This is a genomic window from Ruegeria sp. HKCCD7296 (assembly GCF_013110775.1).
GTDB lineage: Bacteria > Pseudomonadota > Alphaproteobacteria > Rhodobacterales > Rhodobacteraceae > Ruegeria.
Genome location: NZ_WVRF01000038.1, coordinates 1 through 1573 on the forward strand (window position 1 = coordinate 1; position 1573 = coordinate 1573).

A 1573-nucleotide genomic window follows, 5' to 3' on the forward strand; every position below is an offset into this window, starting at 1 on the left:
CTTAAGCCTGAAAAAGTAGCTTTCCAAAGGATAATCTACAAACGGACCTGGTGTCTTGTACTAACCGATTTTATTGTTGGATGTTGTGGTCAAGGCTTGGTCCAAATAACAGCCGCTCGTCAGATCGGAACGAAGAGCCGCTCCGAGCCATTTCTTGTTCCCCCTTCTCGGCAAAAGTAGTGGCCCAACTCTAGGGGGCAAAGACACCGTGGCATCCAAATGAGTTAACCCATACTAGACATTTGCACATAAGCCCGGCCTAATAGGCTTTGCTTTTATCTAACTGAGTTAGCTACCCATGGTGCAAGGATGTGGTTTTCTTTCCTCGCCAAGCGACTCTTGCTATCAACTATCAGCCTACTTTGCGTCTCAATGTGTTTTGATCTCGACATAGGATAATTCGTACCTCCAATGGAATGGAAACCGGACAAAGAAGGAAAACCCATGCGCTTGCTATCTGTACTTATTGCAACGGCTCTTTTCACAACCGGAGCGGTTGCTCAGACAATCGAAAGGATAACAAAAAACAACGAAATCCGATTTGGTTTTCGAACAGACGCTGCGCCACTATCTTACCTCAACGATCAAGGTCGGCCGTTTGGATTGTCACCGTTAATCTGCGATCGGGTCGCGCAGAGTCTTGCGAAGAAGCTTGAATTAAAGGAATTAAACGTCCAGTTCATTCCGGTCGACGCCAAGGATCGTTTCGACAAAATTGCCTCAGGAGAAGTCGATGTGCTTTGTGGGGCTGCAACCATAACACTTTCCCGTCGCGAAGTTGTTGATTTTTCGATTCCAATTTATGTCGACGGCACGTCCATATTACTGCCAATCGAGGCCGAGGGCACCATGAGTGCGCTAGCGGGTAAGAGGGTTGGCATGAGAAGCAACACAACAACAGAGGCATCCGTTCTCAATTCCTTTGAGGCGGCAAGTATCGATGCAAATATGGTACGGTTCGCCTCACACCCAGACGGCATCAAGGCGCTGCGAGACGGCGAAATCGATGCGTATTTTGCAGATCAGTCGATTTTATTAGTCAACTACATTGCTGCCGGGCTAAAGGGCAAATTCAAGTTATCCCAAGAAATATTGACGATAGAAAAGCAAGGATTAGCGATACCGAAAGGAGATTATGATTTTCGATTGCTTGTAGATCGAATTTTGTCAGAGATGTATGCTCAAGGTACAATGGAGGAGATTTTCCGTATTGCCTTGCCGGGGATAGAGCCCAGCGAAGCATTGAAAGCTCTGTATGTTATCGCCCCTACCAATCCTTGACACGTATCGCATAAAACAGTGCTTTTTTGCGTGTCAATTTCGCGCTGCGATTTAGGCTGAGATACCTGCAGAGCAAACGTTGGACAAAATTAAATCAAGGTCTGCTATCGGAAATTGAGAACCCCCTTGATGAAATCTTCGAGGGGACCGCAGTCGCTAAAGCCAGCCAGATTAGGGGTCAGGCCGCATTCTATTCAACATTTACGGCTTGGGCTGTGTGCGACGGTCCACCGATATTAGGCTCAGGACTCATAGCCAAAAGATAACGAGTGCGGCGAGCGCGATTGCAGAG

1 protein-coding gene is annotated in these 1573 nt (G+C 47.4%); it reads left to right on the plus strand.

Features of this window, described 5'->3' with window-relative positions:
- Positions 1-411: 411 nt before the first annotated feature.
- Entirely contained in the window at positions 412-1281 is an 870-nt protein-coding gene (locus tag GS632_RS21950; RefSeq protein WP_171239134.1) for an amino acid ABC transporter substrate-binding protein, read from the plus strand.
- Positions 1282-1573: the final 292 nt, after the last annotated feature.

Bases quoted from the DNA above. Each gene is read 5' to 3' on its own strand.
- GS632_RS21950 (WP_171239134.1), top strand. From the start codon at position 412: ATGGAATGGAAACCGGACAAAGAAGGAAAACCCATGCGCTTGCTATCT.